Origin of the sequence: Pseudoduganella guangdongensis (genome assembly GCF_009857475.1) — a bacterium.
GTDB lineage: Bacteria > Pseudomonadota > Gammaproteobacteria > Burkholderiales > Burkholderiaceae_D > Rugamonas > Rugamonas guangdongensis.
The window spans coordinates 217,328-233,595 of the sequence record NZ_WWCJ01000010.1 but is presented as its reverse complement, the minus strand read 5'-3'; the positions used below and the strand labels follow the sequence as shown (position 1 = coordinate 233,595).

The following is a 16,268-nucleotide window of genomic DNA, read 5'->3' as shown; positions in this document are numbered from 1 at the left end:
AGCCGCTGGTTTCCAGCGGCTTTTTTCATTTGTGTGAATTCGCCACAAATAATTTAAATTGCACAAACGAAAATTACTAAATTACTACTATTGGCGTTATCCTAATTAAACTATTTGTGATTTACATTAGTTTAATACCGCCATGCGTATTCTGATCGTCGCGCGCAAGAACGACCCCCATGTGGCCGCCGTGGAATGGGGGCTGCAGCAGATGGGCGCTGCGCCCTGCATCTGGTATTGGGAGGATTACCCCCGCCTGGGCCAGGCCAGCTACCGCATCGGCCCGGACCGCCCGCCGGCCGCCCGCCTGGATCTGGGCGATGGCCAGCAGCAGGCCGCGTTCGACGTGGTCTGGCTGCGGCGCATGGGCCGGACCACGCCCATGGACGGCGCCCACCCCGACGACCTGGCGGTGATCGAGAAAGCCGCCGAGCACTTCGTGCGCGCGCTGCTGCCCTACCTGGGCCATGCCGGCACGCGCTGGATCAACGAGTTCTACGCCAACGAGGCCTGCGAAAACAAGCTGCGCCAACTGGCCCTGGCGCGCGAGTGCGGCTTTGCGATCCCCGACACCCTGGTCGGCAACAGCGTGGAGACAGTGCGCGCGTTTTTCGAGCAGCACCAGGGCCGCATCATCCACAAATCGTTCGCGCCGGCGCAATGGCGCAACCCGGACGGTTCGCGCACGCTGGCCAATACCTCCGCCATCGCGCGCGAGCACCTGCAAAGCGACTATGCGGTGCGCGCCTGCCCCGCCATCTATCAGCAGCGCATCGAGAAAAAGCACGAGCTGCGCGTGACCGTGATGGGGCAGGCCGCCATCGCCGCCCTGATTGACAGCCAGCGCGACGGCCCGTCGATCGACTGGCGCACCGAAGGCGGGCGCGGCCTGAGCAACCTGCACGCCACCGAGCTGGCGCCCGAACTGGCGCAGCAATGCGTGCAGTATTGCGCGCGGCTGGGCCTGGCGTTCGGCTGTATCGATTTGATCGTGACGCCCGAGGGCGGCGTGGTGTTCCTCGAAATTAACCGCTGGGGCCAATTCCTGTTCAACGAGATTGCCGATCCCGCGATCCCGATGCTGGATGCGTTCTGCCGCTTCCTCGCCTTTGGCGACATCCACGCGCAAGCCGGCCAGCCGCCTGCGATCTCCATGGCGGCATGGTTTGCGCACAACTCGGCCTTGGCGGCATGAGCCGGCGCCCCCTGTTCCGGCCCGCGTCGCAGCGCGCGGCCCGGCATGACGACTGGCTGGGTCAGGCGGTGCTGCTGCAGCCGGTGTCGATGCGCCTGATCGCATGGAGCATGCTGGCGTTTGCCGCCTGCCTGATGGTCTTCATTTTCCACGCCCAGTACACCAAGCGCGTCGCCGCATCCGGCCTGCTGGCCCCCGACGCCGGCTTGCTGAAAGTGCAATCGCCGCAGCCGGGCGTGATTGTCGAACGCCGCGTGCGTGAAGGGCAGCAGGTGGCGGCGGGCCAGGTCTTGTACGTGGTGTCGTCGGAAGTGATGTTCGCGCAGGAGGACAACCGCAGTCGCGGCGCCGCCGCAGAAACCTTGGGCAACCTGCAGTCGCGCCAATCGCTGGTGCAGTCCGATGCCGAGCAAGCCAGCCAGGTGGCAGCGCGCGAGAATGCGCAAGCGCGCGCGCGCGTCGCCTCCATGCAGGGCGAGATCGCGCAGCTCGACCAGTCGCTTGCGGTGCAGGCCGAGCGCCTCGCCTCCAAGCAGGTGCAATACGAGCGGCACGAGCAAGCGCAAGCCCAGGGTTTTTTGTCGCCGCTGGCCTTGCAGCTGAAACGCGACGAGCTGCTGGAGCAGCAAAGCCGCCTGCACGATATGCAGCGCAACCGGCTTGGCCTGGTGCGCGAACTGGCCGAGGCGCAGGCCGCCGTCGATACCGCCGCCGGCAAGCTGGCGCTGGCGCGTTCCGGCTACCAGCGCCAGATTCTCGACATTGAGCAGGACCGCGTGGCGCAGCAGACGCGCGGCCGCGTGCTGGTGACCGCGCCGCAAGCAGGGCAGGTGACCGCCGTGCTGGCCGAGCCGGGCCAGCGCATCGACGGCCAGACCCTGCTCACCATTGTGCCGGCGGGCTCGCAGCTGGAAGCCCAGATTTTCGTGCCGACCCACGCCATCGGCTTTATCCGCGAAGGCGATCCGGTGGCGATCCGCCTGGCCGCCTACCCCAATGAAGGCTATGCCAAATTCGAAGGGCGCGTCCTGGAAGTGCCCAACGCCACCCTCAGCAAGCAGGAGCAGGCGGACGCGCCCGACGCTGCCGGCGAAGCGCGCTACCGCGTGCGGGTCGGGCTGCCGGCGCAGTCCATCCGCGTTGACGGCACCCTGCACAAGCTGCGCGCCGGCATGGCGGTGGACGTGCGCTTCCCGCAGGAGCGCCGCACCCTGGCCGAATGGATCTTCGCGCCGCTGTACCGCTTGCAGGAGACGCTATGAACTTTGGCCTGAACTTTGGCCGCCGCCAGCGGCTGCCCCTGATCATGCAGGGCGAGGCGGCCGAATGCGGCCTGGCCAGCGTGGCCATGGTGGCCAGCTACCATGGCCATGAGATCGACCTGCTCGGCATGCGCCAGCGCTTCTCCCTCAGCATGCGCGGTGCCTCGCTCAAAACGCTGGTCGATATCGCCGGCGCGCTCAAGCTGCGTGCCCGTCCGGTGCGCATTGAGCTGGAAGAGTTGCAGCACCTGGCCATGCCGTGCGTGCTGCACTGGAACATGAACCACTTCGTGGTCCTGAAAAAAGTGCGGCTCGACGCTCGTGGCAAGCTGCGCTCCATCCGCATCCACGACCCGGCGATCGGCGATGTCACTGTCGGCGCCGCGCAGGTGGATACGGCCTTCACCGGCGTCGCGCTGGAGCTGACGCCGACGGAAGGCTTTGAAGCGCGCGCCGAGCGCCCGCGCGTGCGCATCGGCCAGCTGGTGCGCCAGGTGCGCGGCCTGCAAGGCGCCCTGGTGCAGACCTTCGCCCTGGCGCTGGCGCTGGAAGCCTTCGCCTTGCTGGCCCCGCTCTTCATGCAGCTGGTGGTGGACGGGCCCATCGCCTCCGCCGACAACGACATGCTGACCGTGTTCGCGCTCGGCTTCGGCATGCTGATGCTGGTGCAGGTGGCGGTCGGCGCGTTCCGCTCCTGGGTCGTCATGTACATCAGCACCCATGTCGGGCTGCAGTGGATCGCCAACGTCTTCACCCATTTGCTGCACTTGCCGCTCTGGTTCTTCGAGAAGCGCTCGATGGGCGACATTGTGTCGCGCTTCGGCTCCGTCAACATGATCCAGCAGACGCTGTCGCGCAGCTTCATCGAGACCATCCTGGACGGCATCATGGCGCTGGCCGCGCTGGCCATCCTGCTGCTCTACAGCCCCATGCTGACCGGCGTGGTGGCGTTGGCGCTGGCGGTCTACATCGGCTTGCGCGCCGCCCTGTACCTGGCGCTGCGCCGCGCCAACGAAGAGCAGCTTAATTTCAAGGCGCGCGAACAGACCCTGTTCTACGAATCGGTGCGCGGCATCCAGGCCATCAAGCTGTTCAACCATGAACGCGTGCGCCATGCACGCTGGCTCAACGCCCAGGTGGCGGCCGCCAACCGCAATATCCGTTGCGACAAGCTGGCGCTCTACTTCAAGACCGGCAACGCGCTGCTGACCGGGGTGGAAAACGTGGCCGTGGTCTGGCTCGGCGCGCGGCTGGTTATGGGCGACAGCTTCTCGCTCGGCATGCTGTACGCCTTCCTGGCTTACAAAGGCATTTTTACCGGCCGCGCCTATGCCCTGGTGGACAAGCTGCAGGACTTGCGCATGCTGTCGCTGCAAGGCGAGCGCCTGGCCGACATCGTGCTCACCGAGCGCGAAAAGGGGGAGGAGGGCGACGAGCAGCACGCTGCGCCAGCGCTGCCCGAGCGCTTCGATATCGAGCTGCGCGGCGTCTCGTTCCGCTATTCCGACGCCGACCCGTGGGTGCTGCGCGGGCTGGACCTGGTGATCCACACCGGCCAGTCGGTGGCCATTGTCGGCCCGTCCGGCTGCGGCAAGACCACCTTGCTCAAGCTGCTGATCGGGATTCTCGAACCGACCGAGGGCGAGATCCTGGTAGGCGGCCTTCCCCTGGCCCAGCTGGGCGCGCGCCGCTACCGCGCCATGCTGGGCGCCGTGATGCAGGACGACCAGCTGTTCGCCGGCACCATCGCCGACAACCTGTGCTTCTTCGACCAGCAGATCGACATGGCCTGGCTCGAACAATGCGCCGATTCCGCCGCCATCGGCGCCGATATCCGCGCCATGCCGATGGGTTTCCAAACCCTGATTGGCGAGATGGGCTCCAGCCTGTCCGGCGGGCAGAAGCAGCGCATGGTGCTGGCGCGCGCCCTCTACAAACGCCCGCGCATCCTGTTCCTGGACGAAGCCACCAGCCACCTCGACACCGGCAATGAACGGCGCGTCAACGACGCGATCCACCACCTGGCGATCACGCGCGTGATCGTGGCGCACCGGCAGGAGACGATCGCCTCCGCCGAGCGCGTGATCGAACTGGCACAGGGCGCGCTGGTGCGCGATTTCCTGCAGGAACAAGGGGAGGCCTTGCGCGCCTGATGGGGCCTGCCCAACCTTCCTTGCCGGTTTTGATAAAATGACCCCCTCATTTACATTTACCTCGCAAGGAAGAGAACATGATCAAAGTAGGCATCGTCGGCGGCACTGGTTACACAGGTGTGGAACTGCTGCGACTGTTAGCCGCCCACCCTGAAGTCCAGCTGACCGCGATCACCTCGCGCAAGGAGGACGGCCTGCCGGTGGCTGAGATGTATCCTTCCCTGCGCGGCCGCGTGGATATCGCCTTCTCCTCCCCGGACAAAGTCGACCTGACCCAATGCGACGTGGTGTTTTTTGCCACCCCGCATGGCGTCGCCATGGCCCAGGCACCGGAGCTGCTGGCCAAGGGCGTAAAAGTGATCGACCTGGCAGCCGACTTCCGCATCAAAGACCGCGCCGTGTTCGAGAAAACTTACAAGATCGACCACACCGCGCCCGAGCTGCTGGAGCAAGCCGTGTACGGCCTGCCGGAGCTGAACCGCGAAGACATCAAGAAAGCGAACCTGATCGCCAACCCAGGCTGCTACCCGACCACCATGCAGCTTGGCTTCGTACCGCTGCTGAAGGCCGGCCTGATCGACGCCGGCCACCTGATCGCCGACTGCAAGTCCGGCGTCTCCGGCGCTGGCCGCAAGGCGGAAATCGGCACCCTGTTCTCCGAATCGTCGGACAACTTCAAAGCCTACGGCGTGAGCGGCCACCGCCACACCCCGGAAACTGCGGCCCAGCTGCAGCGCTACACCAGCGACAAGGTCAAGCTGATCTTCACCCCGCACCTGACCCCGATGATTCGCGGCATGCACTCGACCCTGTATGCGCGCCTGACCAAGGACGTGTCGAACGAAGAGCTGCAAAAGCTGTTCGAAGACGCCTACGCCGACCAGCCGTTCGTCGACGTGATGCCGTGGGGTTCGCATCCGGAAACCCGCAGCACCCGCGGCGCCAACATGCTGCGCCTGGCGCTGCACCGCCCGGACAACGGCGACACCCTGATCGTGCTGGTGGTACAGGACAATCTGGTGAAAGGCGCATCCGGCCAGGCCGTGCAGTGCATGAACCTGATGTTCGGCCTGGACGAAGGCCTGGGCCTGCAAACCATCGCCTTGATGCCATAATTGGAAACCGGGATGGAACAGGCGCGCCCGCCCATGCTGGCGCGCGTGCTGGGCCTGGCGGCCGTGCTGGTCGCCGCCGGCGTGCTGGTGGTGTGGGGCGTGGACCTGGGTCAGCGGGTGATTGGCGCTTCCAAGGGCGAGGTTGGCCCCAACGTTGCGCGGCAACTGGCGGCCACCGAGCTGGAACTGGCACGCGTGACCGCCGAGCGGGACGCGCTGGCGGAAAAACTGAAGGCCAGCCCCGCCATCGCGGCCCCGTCGGCGCCGGGCGCGACGGACGCCGAGCTGGCCAAGCTCAACGCTGACCTGGCCCTGCTGGAAGAAGTGCTGCCGGCCGCCAAACCGGGCAGCGGCCTGCTCATCCGGGGCATGCAAGCGCGCATGGCATCTTCCCGGCTATTGCATTACACCGTACTGCTCCAATATGGGGCAAAGAAGAAGGGCCCCGCCGCCTGGGCTGGCCGGCTGCAGCTGGCGGTAACGGTCGAGCAGGACGGCAAGCAAAGCGTGCTGGAATACCCGAAAGCGGGCGCCGAACGCTACGACATGACGATCGAACAATACCAGCGGGTGGACGGCACATTGGAGCTGCCCGAAGGCGCCAAAGCCGTAAGTGTCGCGGTCCGTATGACGGAAAAGGGAAAAGTCGTTGCCAGCCAAACAACGACGCTACGTTAAAAGCGGATGACGCGAAGCGGCCGCCTCCGGCATGGACTATAATGGGACAACTGATTTTAAGTAGGAGTAACACATGAATGCAGTAGCCGACGACGTAATTCCGACACCGATCGTTTTCACCGACGCAGCGGCCGAGAAAGTAGCGCAACTGATTGAGGAAGAAGGCAATCCGGACCTGAAGCTGCGCGTATTCGTGCAGGGCGGCGGTTGCTCCGGCTTCCAATACGGCTTCACGTTTGACGAAATCGTCAACGAAGACGACACCACCATGGTGAAGAACGGCGTCCAGCTGTTGATCGACTCGATGAGCTACCAATACCTGGTAGGCGCCGAGATCGACTACAAGGACGACCTCGAAGGCGCGCAATTCGTGATCAAGAACCCGACCGCCAGCTCGACCTGCGGCTGCGGTTCCTCCTTCTCCGTCTAAGCCAAACGGTACAGCCGAGCCCGTGTCAACCTTGGGGTCAGACCCCTGGGTTGACACGGGCTCAGCCGTTAACGGGGGTAGAGAGCGCCGAGGATGCGTTCGCCGCGCGCGCCGGTCACGGATGGCAGGTTGCCGGGTTGGCGTTCGCCGAAGCGGTAGGCGAGCCAGGCGAACGCCAGCGCTTCGACCCGGTTGGGCGGCACGCCGAGCGCATCGGTAGACTGGACCTTGACCGCTTCGCCCAACTCGGCCTGCAGCTCGCGCATCAGCGTGGCGTTGTAGGCGCCTCCGCCGCAGACATAGACCGCATCCGAGCCGTGCGGCGCGATTGCGCGCGCCAGGCTGACGGCCGTCAGGCGGGTGAGGGTGAACATGATGTCTTCCGCGCGGGCGCTGGCGAACGGCGCCAGGCGGGCGTCCAGCCAGTCGGCATGGAACAGGTCGCGGCCGGTGCTTTTCGGCGCGGGCAGGGCGAAGTAGGGCTCCGCCAGGAGCGCGGCCAGCAGGCCCGGCACTTCCTGGCCGGTGGCGGCCCAGGCGCCGTTGTCGTCGTACTCCGCGCCCTTGTGGCGGGTGATCCACGCGTTCATCAGCACGTTGCCGGGCCCGGTGTCGTAGCCGCCGACGCTGCCATCCTTGTGCAATAGCGAGATGTTGGCGATGCCGCCGATATTGGCCAGCACGCGGGTCTTCCCTTCTTTGCCGAACAGGGCCATGTGGGCGGCGGGCACCAGGGGCGCACCCTGGCCGCCGGCCGCCACGTCGCGCGAGCGGAAGTCGGCGATCACGTCGATGCCGCAGAGTTCGGCCAGCAGGGCCGGGTTGTTGGTCTGGCGGGTGAAGCCCAGTTCCGGGCGGTGGCGGATGGTTTGGCCATGCACGCCAACTGCGCGCACATCGGCTGATTTCATATCGGACTTGGCCAGCAATTGCGCCACGCAGCCGGCATAGATTTCCGCCAGCTGGTTGGCGGCCACCGCCTCGCGTTCGATCTCGTTGGGGGAAGGGGCTTGCAGCGCCATCAGCTCGTCGCGCAGCGCTTGCGGGAATTCGACGTAGGCGGCCGACATGGTGCGCGCCGCACCGGCCCAGAAGTCGACCAGAACGCCATCCACGCCATCCAGGCTAGTGCCTGACATCAATCCGATATATAAGCTCATGCTCGTATTGTAGTGTGGACGCAGGCGCGTCAAATGGAAAAAAGGCGCCCAAATGCGCGCCTTTTGTTCCTTTTCGCCCAATTACTTGGCGGCGAGGTTGCTGATGCTGCTGTTGGGGCGCAGCAGGGCGAAGCGGTGGATCATCTCGCCGGCATGCGTCTTGAAGCGGGCCATTTCAGCAGCCGTCAGCGGGGCCTGGGCCGTGATGTTCATCTTGTTCGGGTCTTTGGCTTCGCCGGCGACGCGGAATTCGTAGTGCAGGTGGGCGCCGGTGGACCAGCCGGTGGAGCCGACGTAGCCGATAATGTCGCCCTGGCTGACCTTGGCGCCCTTGCGCATGCCGGTGCCGAAGCGGCTCATGTGCGCGTAGGCGGTCGAGTAGTTGGCCCAGTGCTTGATCACGATGACGTTGCCGTAGCCGCCTTGCACGCCGGCGAAGTCGATCACGCCGTCACCGGCGGCGCGGATCGGGGTGCCGGTGGGGGCGGCGAAGTCAGTGCCTTTGTGCTGCTTCCACTTGCCGGCGATCGGGTGCGTGCGCATGCCGAAGCCGGACGAAATACGGGAGAACTCGAGCGGCGATTTGAGGAAGGCTTTCTTCAGCGATTTGCCGTCGAAGCTGTAGTAGCCGCCGCCCGATTTGGTCTGCGGGTCTTCGAACCAGACGCTCTGGTAGGTAGTGCCCTTGTTGGTGAACTCGCCCGCCAGGATGCGCCCGGCGCGCACGAACTCGCCGTCCTGCCAGAAGGTTTCGTACACCACGTTGAAACGGTCGCCGCGCTTCAGGTCGGAGCGGAAGTCGATGTTGGTCGAGAACATCTCGATGATCTGGGCAACAATCGAGTCGGGCAGGCTGCTGCCGTCCGAGCTGGAGTCGGTCGCGGCGTACAAGGTGGTGGTGATTTCGCGGGCGCGCATCTCGACGCGGCGCTCCAGTTTCGCGGCCACTTCTTCGGCCGTGAAGGCGTCACCCGTGCGGGTGACCAGAATATTCTTGACGGGGTTGTCTTTGCCGTCCACAACGGTGGCTTTCAGCCACAGCAGGTTGCCGTTTTCGTCGGTCTGCGCCTGCACGCGCTTGCCGCTGCGCAGCTGCATAATGGCGCGCGCGGTCTTGTCTTTCTTGATGAATTCTTCAGCAGCGTCATCTTCCACGCCCAGACGGTTCAGCAGCGTGGCGAGGGTGTCGCCGGCGCGAATCTTTTCTTCGTGGACGTATTTCTGGCTGGCTTCCTGCTGCTGCAGGGCGTTGATCTGCGTGGAAAGGTCGGGGAGCTGGATCGCCTGGGCAATCGTGGTGACGGGCAAGTCGCTCGCGTCGGGGGCGAGCGGTGCCACGCCAGCTGCACCAAAAGCGCATACGGCGAGGAAGAGTGCCGATGCGCTGATGATCCGGGCTTTTCGCGTCGAACCTAGCAGATTGTACAAGCGTGAGCTTGTGAACTTGTTTATAGGGTTCATGCAATCAGTTAAAATTTGCCGCTTGAACTTTTAGGATTCTTGGTATTTTGTTCTAAGTTGTTGATTTAATTCGATTTCATCGGGCAAGATTGATGGGATCGGGCATTATAGCAAAGTCCTGAGCCGTGCCAACAATTTGAGAGAATCGCGCTAAACATGAATACAGATAACAAAATCCTGCCGCTGAGCGACAGCGTCCAGGAAGCCCTCGCCATCACCAAACGCGGTGTGGACGAGCTCATCATCGAAAGCGAATTCGCTCAAAAACTGGCGCGCTCGGAAAAGACCGGCGTGCCGCTGCGCATCAAGCTGGGCCTGGATCCAACGGCGCCGGACTTGCACCTGGGTCACACCGTGGTGCTGAACAAGATGCGCCAGTTGCAGAACCTGGGCCACCAGGTGATCTTCCTGATCGGCGATTTCACCTCCATGATTGGCGACCCGTCCGGCCGCAATGTGACCCGTCCGCCGCTGACCCGCGAGCAGATTGAACTCAACGCGCAGACTTACTTCAAGCAAGCCTCGCTGGTGCTGGATGCGGCCAAGACCGAAATTCGTTACAACTCGGAGTGGTGCGATCCGCTGGGCGCGCGCGGCATGATCCAGCTGTCCTCGCGCTACACCGTGGCGCGCATGATGGAACGTGACGATTTTTCCAAGCGCTTCAAGAACGGCACCCCGATTTCCGTGCATGAGTTCCTGTACCCGCTGATGCAGGGCTACGATTCGGTGGCGCTGAAGGCCGACCTGGAGCTGGGCGGCACCGACCAGAAGTTCAACCTGCTGGTGGGCCGCGAGTTGCAAAAGGATTACGGCCAGGAGCAGCAGTGCATCCTGACCATGCCGCTGCTGGAGGGCCTGGACGGCGTGGAGAAGATGTCCAAGTCGAAGAACAACTATATTGGCATCACCGAGCCGGCCAACACCATGTTCGCCAAGGTGATGTCGATTTCGGACGTGATGATGTGGCGCTACTACGAGCTGCTGTCGTGGCAGTCGGTCGAGCACATCGCGGGCCTGAAGCAGGCGATCGCTGGCGGCGCCAACCCGCGCGATGCCAAGGTGGCGCTGGCGCAGGAAATCGTGGAGCGCTTCCACTCGCGCCAGGCGGCCGAGGATGCGCTGGCCGACTTCGTCAACCGTTCCAAGGGCGGCATTCCGGATGATGTGCCGGAAGTGGCGCTGTCTGGCGCGCCGGTCGGTATCGGGCAGCTGCTGAAGCAGGCCAACCTGTGCGCGTCGACGTCGGAGGCGCTGCGCATGATCGACCAGGGCGGCGTGCGGATCGATGGCACTGTGATCTCGGACAAGGGCCTGAAAGTTGAAGCCGGTACCTTTGTGATGCAAGTGGGCAAGCGCAAGTTCGCGAAAGTGACCCTGTCGGCATGATCGGGCTGCTGCAGCGGGTGACGTCGGCCCAGGTCGTTGTGGATGGCGCAACGACCGGCGCGATCGATGGCGGGCTGATGGTGCTGGTCTGCGCGGAGAAGGGCGATACGGAGAAGGAGGCGGACCAGCTGCTGGCCAAGCTCTTATCGTATCGCGTGTTTTCCGATGATGCTGGCAAAATGAACAAGTCCGTGACGGATGTGGCGGGCGGTTTGTTGCTGGTGCCCCAGTTCACCTTGGCTGCGGATACCAATTCCGGCACGCGGCCGTCGTTCAGTCCGGCTGCCGCGCCGGCCGATGGCAAGCGCTTGTTTGAGTACTTTGTGGCGCAGGCGCGTTCGAAGCATCCGGTCGTTGGCACCGGGGTCTTCGGGGCGGATATGAAGGTGTCGCTGACCAATGATGGGCCGGTGACCTTCTGGTTGCAGGTCAATCCAAAAACTTAGAATGCTGGGGGCGAAGATGAAACTCTGGAGCGATTCCTTCGAAGACGGCGCCGCCATTCCGGGCGACTTCGCCTTCGCCGTGCGCGACGCGGCCACGAAAGTGCGCCTGTCCGCCAACAAGAACCCGCACCTGGCCTGGTCCGAAGTCCCAAGCGGCACCGCATCCCTGGTCCTGCTCTGCATCGACGGCGACGCCCCCACCGACGGCACCAACGTCAACAAGGAGGGCGCCACCCTGCCAGCGAGCATGCCGCGCGCCGACTTCTTCCACTGGTCGCTGATCGACATCCCGACCACCCGCAACAGCATCGCCGCCGGCGAGTTCTCGCAAAACGTCACGCCCAAGGGCAAACCAGCCACCCTGCACGCCCCCCTGCGCCACGGCATCAACGACTACACCAGCTGGTTCGCGGGCGACCAGGACATGGCCGGCGACTATTACGGCTACGACGGCCCATGCCCGCCATGGAACGACGAGCGCATCCACCATTACGTTTTCCGCCTGTACGCGCTGGACATCTCGCGCCTGGAGCTGGAAGGCCGCTTCACCTGCCAGGACGTGCTGCAAGCCATGCACGGCCACATCCTCGACGAGGCGCAGGTGATCGGCACGTACTCCTTATTTGAATGACCAGAATCCTCCTGATCCGCCACGGCGAAACCGCGTGGAACGCCGTGCGCCGCCTGCAAGGCCATACCGACATCCCCCTCAGTACCACCGGCGAGCGCCAGGCTGAAGCCCTGGCCCGCGCGCTGGCAAAGGAGCCGCTGGACGCCATCATCTCCAGCGACCTGGGACGCGCCGTGCAGACCGCCCAGGCGGTGGCCGCGCTGCATCCGCAGGTCCCACTGCATACCGACGCCGGCCTGCGCGAGCGCGGCTACGGCGCCTTCGAGGGCCTTTTATATACCGAGATCGCGGAACGCTACCCGATCGAGTTCGCGGAATGGCAGGCGAGGGACGTGGACGCGGTGATGCCGGCCGGCGAACGCGTGGCCGAGAGCTTCCGCCAGTTCTACCAGCGCTGCCAGGAAGGCATCGCGCGCTGGGCCGCCCAATACCCGGACCAGTCCATCCTGATCGTGGCCCACGGCGGCGTGCTGGAATGCGCCTACCGTGCGGCATGTGGCTTGTCGATCGACGGCCCGCGCGATTTCCAGGTGAAGAACGCCAGCATCAACCGATTTGCCTACGGTAACGGGGTGTTATCGCTCGTGCAATGGGGCGAGGTGGCGCACCTGGCGGCGGCGATGGACGACATTATCTAAAAAAGTGCTTAGTTTTTGGGCAGTGGATCGGTTAAAATAGCCCCCTTTCCCAAGTAGCATTACGGATTTTATAAGTGAAAATCGGACCCCACGAGCTCCGCAACAACGTCTTTGTCGCGCCTATGGCAGGTGTGACGGACCGCCCGTTCCGCCAATTGTGCAAGGAACTGGGCGCGGGCTACGCCGTGTCCGAGATGGCCGCTTCCAACCCGCGCCTGTGGGCCAGCGAGAAGTCCTCGCGCCGCACCGACCACACCGGCGAAATGGAGCCGAAAGCGGTGCAGATCGCCGGCGCGGTGCCGGAAGAACTGGCCGATTGCGCCAAGTTCAACGTCGACCGCGGCGCCCAGATCATTGATATCAATATGGGCTGCCCGGTGAAAAAGGTGTGCAACAACTGGTGCGGTTCCGCCCTGTTGCAGCACGAAGACCTGGTGCAGCGCATCCTGGAAGCGGTGGTGCCGGCCGTGAACGTGCCGGTCACCCTGAAATTCCGCACCGGCTGGGACCGCGAGAACAAGAACGCCCTGCGCATCGCCCGCATCGCCGAACAGGCCGGCATCCAGATGCTGACCTTGCACGGCCGCACCCGCGCCGACGGCTACACCGGCGACGCCGAATACGACACCATTGCCGCCGTCAAAGCGGCAGTGACCATCCCGGTGGTCGCCAACGGCGACATCACCACCCCTGAGAAAGCGCGTTTCGTGCTCGATAAGACCGGCGCCGACGCCGTGATGATCGGCCGCGCCGCCCAGGGACGACCATGGATCTTCCGCGAAATCGACCATTTCCTGCGCACCGGCGAGCATATGCCGGCGCCGCTGGTGGCCGAGGTGCGCAAGCTGATGGACGAACATTTGCAGGCCCACTACGCCTTCTACGGCGAATTCCTGGGCGTGCGCACCGCGCGCAAGCATATCGGCTGGTATGTGCGCGACCTCCCGGGCGGGGAGGAATTCCGGCAGGAGATGAACCGCCTCGAGTCGACCGCAGAACAACTGCGCGCAGTCGACAGCTTCTTCGAATCCCAATGGAAGTACGGCGAGCGGTTACAATACCGCCTCGCCGCAGAACCGCTGGCTGCGTAACACGCGCCGGCGTTGGCAAAAATTTAGCAAGATCGATAATAAAATGAGCAAAGAAAGCATTCAGGAAGTAGTCCAGAAAAGCCTGGAGGACTACTTCAACGACCTGGGCGAGCAGCAAGCATCGAACGTGTACGACATGGTAGTGATGACCGTTGAGCGTCCTATCCTGGAAGTGGTGATGGGCCGCGCCGACGGCAACCAGTCGCACGCCGCCCAGATGCTGGGTATCAACCGCAATACTTTGCGCAAGAAATTACAGGAACACGGCCTGCTCTGAGGCTGATTCCGCGTCCCGGTCCCTATTGGCCGCGACGGGCCGTGGGGCCGGTGGGTTTTGTACAGATTTCAACAACCTTCCCCCCATAGCTATGATCAAACAAGCTCTCATCTCCGTTTCCGACAAGACCGGCGTGCTGGATTTCGCCAAGGCCCTGTCGGCCATGGGCGTCAACATCCTGTCCACCGGCGGTACTGCGAAACTGCTGGCCGATAACGGCGTGCCGGTCACTGAAGTGGCCGACTACACCGGCTTCCCGGAAATGCTGGATGGCCGCGTGAAGACGCTGCACCCGAAAGTCCACGGCGGCATCCTGGCCCGCCGCGACTTCCCTGAGCACGTCGCCAAGCTGGAAGAGCACAGCATCCCGACCATCGACATGGTGGTGGTGAACCTGTACCCGTTCCAGGCGACCGTGGCCAAGGCCGAATGCTCGCTGGAAGACGCGATCGAGAACATCGACATCGGCGGCCCGGCCATGCTGCGCTCCGCTGCCAAGAACCACAAAGACGTGGTGGTGATCTGCGACCCGACCGACTACGGCGTGGTGCTGGCGGAAATGAAGGGCACCGACAACGCCCCAGGCTACGTGTCCTACGAAACCCGCTTCAACCTGGCCAAGAAGGTGTACGCGCACACCGCGCAGTATGACGGCGCCATCACCAACTACTTCTCCAGCCTGGGCCCGGACCGCAAGCACGAAACCCGCTCCGCCTACCCGGCAACCCTGAACGTGGCCTTCGAAAAAGTGCAGGACATGCGCTACGGTGAAAACCCGCACCAGTCGGCTGCCTTCTACCGCGACCTGGCGCCAGTGGCCGGCGCGCTGGCCAACTACCGCCAGCTGCAGGGCAAGGAACTGTCGTTCAACAACATCGCCGACGCTGATGCAGCGTGGGAATGCGTGAAGTCCATGGGCTCCACCGCCTGCGTGATCATCAAGCACGCCAACCCATGCGGCGTGGCCCTGGGCGCGAACGCACTGGAAGCCTACCAGCGCGCGCTGAAAACCGACCCGACCTCCGCCTTCGGCGGCATCATCGCCTTCAACGTGGAAGTGGACGGCGCGGCCGCCACCGAACTGGCCAAGCTGTTCGTGGAAGTGCTGATTGCTCCTTCCTTCACCGCCGAAGCGCGCCAGATCATGTCGGCCAAGCAGAACGTGCGCCTGCTGGAAATCCCGCTGGGCGACGGCGTGAACCCGATGGACTTCAAGCGCGTTGGCGGCGGCCTGCTGGTGCAGTCGGCCGACTCCAAGAACGTGCTGCAGTCGGAACTGCGCGTGGTGACCAAGCTGCAGCCTACCCAGCAGCAGCTGGCGGACCTGATGTTCGCATGGCGCGTAGCCAAGTACGTCAAGTCGAACGCCATCGTCTTCTGCGGCGGCAATATGACCCTGGGCGTGGGCGCGGGCCAGATGTCCCGTATCGACTCCGCACGCATCGCCTCGATCAAAGCGCAGAACGCCGGCCTGTCGCTGACCGGTTCCGTAGTCGCCTCCGACGCCTTCTTCCCATTCCGCGACGGCCTGGACGTGGTGGTTGATGCAGGCGCCACCTGCGTGATCCAACCAGGCGGCTCCATGCGCGACCAGGAAGTGATCGACGCCGCCGACGAACGCGGCGTAGTCATGCTGTACACCGGCACCCGCCACTTCCGCCACTAAGCACTAAGCACCAAGCAACTTTTGTCCACTATGGGGTCAGGAAGAAAAGTGGACAATTTTTGGTTGTAGGCAAAAAATGTCCACTTTCGTTCCTGACCCCAAAGTGGACATGTACAATCCGGGAATGATTATTCTCGGCATCGACCCTGGCTTACGCACCACTGGGTTTGGCGTTATCCAAAAGGTGGGCAACAAGCTGCGCTACATCGCCTCCGGCACCATCAAGAGCGGCGAGGGCGACCTGCCTGAACGTCTTAAAGTCATCCTCGATGGAGTGGCGCAAGTTGCCGCTACCTATAAGCCCGATTGCGCGGCTATCGAAAAAGTCTTCGTCAACGTCAATCCGCAATCCACGCTGCTGCTGGGCCAGGCCCGCGGCGCCGCGATCTGCGCGCTCGTCACGCACGAACTCAAAGTCGCCGAATACTCGCCGACACAGCTGAAACAAGCCGTGGTCGGCACCGGCCGCGCCACCAAAGCCCAGGTGCAGGACATGGTCGCGCGCCTGCTGGCGCTGCCCGGCCTGCCCGGCAGCGACGCCGCCGACGCCCTCGGCATCGCCATTTGCCACGCCCATAGTCAGGCCACGCTGTCCGTCGTCACCAACGTCCATCCCGCCCTGTCCGGCCTGCGCATGAAACGCGGCCGCCTGGTCGGCTAACCGTCTCCAAAGGAA

At 63.9% G+C, this 16,268-nt stretch carries 16 protein-coding genes; 14 read left to right on the top strand and 2 right to left on the bottom strand.

Annotated features, from left to right (window positions below; translation table 11 throughout):
- The first annotated feature begins 142 nt into the window (after positions 1 to 142).
- The 6 genes from GTP41_RS16075 (at position 143) to erpA (ending at position 6,833) form a co-directional block, all read left to right on the top strand.
- Positions 143 to 1,195: an MvdC/MvdD family ATP grasp protein gene (locus GTP41_RS16075; RefSeq protein WP_161026583.1), complete on the top strand. Its 1,053-nt coding sequence runs from the start codon at positions 143 to 145 to the stop codon at positions 1,193 to 1,195.
- A complete protein-coding gene (locus GTP41_RS16070; RefSeq protein ID WP_161026582.1) occupies positions 1,192 to 2,457 on the top strand; it encodes an HlyD family secretion protein in 1,266 nt (421 codons plus the stop codon). The genes GTP41_RS16075 and GTP41_RS16070 overlap by 4 nt, the downstream gene beginning before the upstream one ends.
- The gene (locus tag GTP41_RS16065) at positions 2,454 to 4,610 is read left to right on the top strand and encodes a peptidase domain-containing ABC transporter (RefSeq protein ID WP_161026581.1); all 2,157 of its coding nucleotides are present in this window, start codon (positions 2,454 to 2,456) and stop codon (positions 4,608 to 4,610) included. The genes GTP41_RS16070 and GTP41_RS16065 overlap by 4 nt, the downstream gene beginning before the upstream one ends.
- A gap of 77 nt (positions 4,611 to 4,687) precedes the next feature.
- Complete coding sequence (gene argC, locus GTP41_RS16060; protein WP_161026580.1) at positions 4,688 to 5,725, top strand: N-acetyl-gamma-glutamyl-phosphate reductase; 1,038 nt, start codon at positions 4,688 to 4,690, stop codon at positions 5,723 to 5,725.
- A 12-nt stretch (positions 5,726 to 5,737) separates the two neighbouring features.
- Positions 5,738 to 6,403, top strand: a complete 666-nt coding sequence (locus tag GTP41_RS16055; protein ID WP_161026579.1) for a DUF6776 family protein — start codon at positions 5,738 to 5,740, stop codon at positions 6,401 to 6,403.
- A 73-nt stretch (positions 6,404 to 6,476) separates the two neighbouring features.
- Entirely contained in the window at positions 6,477 to 6,833 is a 357-nt protein-coding gene (gene erpA / locus GTP41_RS16050) for an iron-sulfur cluster insertion protein ErpA (RefSeq protein ID WP_161026578.1), read from the top strand.
- A 68-nt stretch (positions 6,834 to 6,901) separates the two neighbouring features.
- Here the strand turns inward: erpA and GTP41_RS16045 are convergent, their stop codons facing one another.
- Positions 6,902 to 7,993 carry an anhydro-N-acetylmuramic acid kinase gene (locus GTP41_RS16045; RefSeq protein ID WP_161026577.1) on the bottom strand — a complete coding sequence of 364 codons (1,092 nt, stop codon included), beginning with the start codon at positions 7,991 to 7,993 and terminating at the stop codon, positions 6,902 to 6,904.
- A gap of 81 nt (positions 7,994 to 8,074) precedes the next feature.
- Positions 8,075 to 9,454 carry a M23 family metallopeptidase gene (locus GTP41_RS16040; RefSeq protein WP_161026576.1) on the bottom strand — a complete coding sequence of 460 codons (1,380 nt, stop codon included), beginning with the start codon at positions 9,452 to 9,454 and terminating at the stop codon, positions 8,075 to 8,077.
- A 156-nt stretch (positions 9,455 to 9,610) separates the two neighbouring features.
- Between GTP41_RS16040 and tyrS the strand changes: the two genes are divergently transcribed.
- The 8 genes from tyrS (at position 9,611) to ruvC (ending at position 16,253) form a co-directional block, all read left to right on the top strand.
- The gene (tyrS, locus tag GTP41_RS16035; protein WP_161026575.1) at positions 9,611 to 10,843 is read left to right on the top strand and encodes a tyrosine--tRNA ligase; all 1,233 of its coding nucleotides are present in this window, start codon (positions 9,611 to 9,613) and stop codon (positions 10,841 to 10,843) included.
- Complete coding sequence (dtd, locus tag GTP41_RS16030) at positions 10,840 to 11,289, top strand: D-aminoacyl-tRNA deacylase (RefSeq protein ID WP_161026574.1); 450 nt, start codon at positions 10,840 to 10,842, stop codon at positions 11,287 to 11,289. The genes tyrS and dtd overlap by 4 nt, the downstream gene beginning before the upstream one ends.
- A 16-nt stretch (positions 11,290 to 11,305) precedes the next feature.
- A complete protein-coding gene (locus GTP41_RS16025; RefSeq protein WP_202419757.1) occupies positions 11,306 to 11,920 on the top strand; it encodes a YbhB/YbcL family Raf kinase inhibitor-like protein in 615 nt (204 codons plus the stop codon).
- On the top strand, positions 11,917 to 12,558 hold the full coding sequence (locus tag GTP41_RS16020; protein ID WP_202419756.1) for a histidine phosphatase family protein: 642 nt from the start codon (positions 11,917 to 11,919) through the stop codon (positions 12,556 to 12,558). Before GTP41_RS16025 ends, GTP41_RS16020 begins: the two co-directional genes overlap by 4 nt.
- 74 nt (positions 12,559 to 12,632) lie before the next feature.
- Positions 12,633 to 13,649, top strand: coding sequence for a tRNA dihydrouridine synthase DusB (gene dusB, locus GTP41_RS16015; RefSeq protein WP_161026573.1), 1,017 nt, complete (start codon positions 12,633 to 12,635; stop codon positions 13,647 to 13,649).
- A 43-nt stretch (positions 13,650 to 13,692) separates the two neighbouring features.
- Complete coding sequence (locus tag GTP41_RS16010) at positions 13,693 to 13,926, top strand: helix-turn-helix domain-containing protein (protein WP_028102293.1); 234 nt, start codon at positions 13,693 to 13,695, stop codon at positions 13,924 to 13,926.
- A 91-nt stretch (positions 13,927 to 14,017) separates the two neighbouring features.
- On the top strand, positions 14,018 to 15,592 hold the full coding sequence (gene purH, locus GTP41_RS16005; protein ID WP_161026572.1) for a bifunctional phosphoribosylaminoimidazolecarboxamide formyltransferase/IMP cyclohydrolase: 1,575 nt from the start codon (positions 14,018 to 14,020) through the stop codon (positions 15,590 to 15,592).
- 124 nt (positions 15,593 to 15,716) lie between these two features.
- Entirely contained in the window at positions 15,717 to 16,253 is a 537-nt protein-coding gene (gene ruvC, locus GTP41_RS16000) for a crossover junction endodeoxyribonuclease RuvC (protein WP_161026571.1), read from the top strand.
- Positions 16,254 to 16,268: the final 15 nt, after the last annotated feature.